This is a genomic window from Bradyrhizobium sp. SZCCHNR2028 (genome assembly GCF_032380995.1).
Classification (GTDB): domain Bacteria; phylum Pseudomonadota; class Alphaproteobacteria; order Rhizobiales; family Xanthobacteraceae; genus Bradyrhizobium.
Genome location: NZ_JAUHJF010000048.1, coordinates 1 through 2,489, shown reverse-complemented (window position 1 = coordinate 2,489; position 2,489 = coordinate 1). Strand labels below are relative to the sequence as shown.

General features: G+C 64.0%; 2 protein-coding genes. One reads left to right on the top strand and one right to left on the bottom strand.

Annotated elements, in window-relative coordinates; translation table 11 throughout:
- The coding region (locus QX121_RS31565) for a flagellar protein (RefSeq protein WP_315813915.1) at window positions 1-1,442 on the bottom strand (1,442 nt) is incomplete at its 3' end.
- 387 nt (window positions 1,443-1,829) lie between these two features.
- On the opposite strand from QX121_RS31565, the gene flbT reads away from it, so the two are divergent.
- Window positions 1,830-2,255: a flagellar biosynthesis repressor FlbT gene (gene flbT, locus QX121_RS31560; RefSeq protein WP_315715996.1), complete on the top strand. Its 426-nt coding sequence runs from the start codon at window positions 1,830-1,832 to the stop codon at window positions 2,253-2,255.
- The last annotated feature ends 234 nt before the right edge of the window (window positions 2,256-2,489 follow it).

Genomic DNA, 2,489 nt, shown 5'->3' with positions numbered 1-2,489 from the left:
TCGTTGGTGTCGGCCAGCGTCAGGTTCGACGAGCCGGTCTGCAGCACGTTGATCAGGTTCTTGTTGAAGTCCTGACGGATCTGCACCACCGACAGGTTCGAACCCAGCGTGGAGGCTTCCGACCGCAGCGTCGAGCTCGCCGAGTTCAACAGGGTGATCACCTTGTTCGCCGAGTTGTTGTCGAGGAAGTCGGTGCCCGAGGTGAGGGTCGACAGGCCAAGACCGCCGGTATTGAAGGTCACGCCGGTGATCGAGAGCGTCGACTTGCCGTTCTCGTTGAAGGTCAGCTTCAGCGTGTCGCCGTTCAGCAGGTTGACACCGTTGAACGAAGCGTCGGCCGCGGTGGTGTTGATCTGCGCCAGCACGTTGTTGTACTGGGAGACTAGGCTCGCGCGCTGCGTCTGCGCGGTCGCGTCCGCCACCGGAGCCGCCGCCGTCAGGCCGTTGAAGGCTTGGCTGGCCGCAGCCGACGTACCACCGATCGCGCCGATCGTGGCCGAAGCCGCGTCGTTGGTCGTGGTGATCGAGATCTTGCCGGTGGTATCGATCGAGGCCTGCAGGTTGTTGGCTGCGAGCTTGGCGTTGAGATCGTTCAGAGACTTGACCTGCCCTGTCCCTAGACCGAACGTGACACTCGTCGCCGTGCCTCCCCCTGTCGCGCCGATCGTCAAGGTCTGACCTGACAAGCCGTCGCCGACAGCAGTCAGCCCGAGCTTGCCCAAGGTGCCGGTGCTGCCCGAGAGCGTCAATCCCGCCGCCGGCGGCGTCAAGGTGATCGCACCCGCCGTGATCGACGCGGTCACGCCGGTCTGGGTCTGGATCGCCGACAGCAGGTTGCTGACGCTGTCGCCGATGCCGATGCTGGTGCCCGTCGAGGACGTGCCGGTGACGAAGGTGAAGGTGGTGCCGTTGACGACCAGCGTCTCACCGGAGGTGATGCCGGTGGCGAGGTTGTTCGACGCGGTGCCTGCCGTACCCGACAGCTTGGTCGAGCCGGTGATCGCCACCGCGCTCGAGGTGTTGTCGTTGTTCACGACCGAGCCGGTCACAGCCGTCGAGCTGGAGCCGAGCAGGTCGGTGGCGGTCGCGCCGGTCAGAGCCGCCGAGGTGACGCTGGACTTGGTGGAATAGCCCACGGAGCTCTGCAGCACCTGGTTGGCGATCGACTTGGCGCTGTCGACGAGCTTCTGCAGCGAGGTGATGCCGGTGTTGGCGGCCTGCAGCACCTGCACGCCGTTGCCGATGCCGTCGAGCAGATTGGAGATGTCGGAAGCGCGGTTGTCGAGACCCTGGGCGGTGAAGAAGTTGGTCGGATTGTCGAGCGCCGAGTTGACCTTCTTGCCCGTGGAGAGATTGTTCTGGGTGGTGGCGAGGAGCTGAGCCGTCGACTGAAGCGAGAGCAGATTCTGACGCACCGACGCCGAGAGAACAATACCTGACATTTTCATACCCTTCTGGTGTGAAACAAACTGCCCGATCCATTCAGGATCAAGGCGAAGCCCGTGGGTGACTGCACCACCGGGCGACGGGCGTTAAGGTAAATGCGAGCGGCTAACAAACAGTGAAGTCACGACCGCTCGCGGTCCCCGATGCGTGGCATCGGCACGGCCGCGCATCGGCGATTCGCCGCGGATCACCTTGAAAACACCGCATATTCGCCGGGCGTGCGCGGCCGTTTACCGTCCGTTAACCATGATCGGAAAGGATTGCTGCGCGCCGACCGATCGAGCGCGCAGACTCCCCGCGCGATCTAGACTGGCAGCTGGACCGGTCATCGGCCTCGACGCAGCAGGTTCGGCGCCACGCCGATGCGGCAACGGAGAATGAGAATGGCCCTGAAAGTCGAACTGAAGCCGCATGAGCGCATCATCATCGGCTCCTGCGTGATCACCAACACCGACCAGCGCGCGCGTCTCCTGATCGACGGCGAGAACATTCCGATCCTGCGCGAGAAGGACATCCTGACGCCGGAGACGGCCGACACGCCGGCCAAGCTCGTCTATCTTGCGGTCCAGCTGATGTACATCTCGCCGGGGGCAGACGCGGATCACGGCACCTATTTCAACCTGCTGCGCGACATCATCACGACGGTGCCGAGCGCCTGGCCGATCATCGAGGCGATCAACGGCCATATCCTCAACGGCGATCTCTACCAGGCGCTGAAGGAAGCCAAGAAGCTCGTCGCCTATGAGAAGAAGCTGATCGAGCAGGCTGAAGCCGAACAGCAGGACAAGCCGGTGAGCTCGGCGGCCTGAGCCTCCGCCGAACACATCGTAGATCGAAGGCCCGGCCCCGCCCATGGCGGGCCGGCTTTTTTGTCCTGACGGGCTCGTCGCAATACGCCATCCGCACCGTCGGCCCCCCTCCTCGTCCCCTCCAATGAAAAGCGGCGGGGTTTCCCCCGCCGCCTTCGTTGTCGAGATGCGATGCCTGCGGATCAGCGCAGCAGCTGCAGCACGCTCGCCTGCGACTGGTTGGCGAGCGACAGC